1 protein-coding gene is annotated in these 269 nt (G+C 58.4%); it reads right to left on the bottom strand.

From position 1 onward, the window contains the following. The coding region (locus tag GHN92_RS23715) for a TonB-dependent receptor domain-containing protein (protein ID WP_153381357.1) at window positions 1-269 on the bottom strand (269 nt) is incomplete at both ends.

Below are 269 nucleotides of genomic sequence, written 5' to 3'. Positions count from 1 at the left end.
CTCTGGATTCCTCTGCCTTGAGAAAGGGGTTTGGGAACACCCGTTCAGGGGCATTGCCGCCATGAGGCCGCCCCGTCATCAATACTTCGGTCACCGCCGGTGGGCGCCATCCCTTGCCCCAACGTGCATACAACTGAAGCCAGTCCACACCCGGCTTGATCGCAAGACCGAACGTCGGTGAAAACTGGCCGCTCTCTTCGTCCAGGTCGTAGGTATCTTCGACACGCTTTGCCGGATCCAGATTAACCACCGGCACACCATTCTCATAC

Origin of the sequence: Pseudomonas sp. FSL R10-2964 (assembly GCF_009600035.1) — a bacterium.
GTDB classification, from domain to species: Bacteria; Pseudomonadota; Gammaproteobacteria; order Pseudomonadales; family Pseudomonadaceae; genus Aquipseudomonas; species Aquipseudomonas bubulae.
This window is presented reverse-complemented; position numbering and strand designations above follow the sequence as displayed.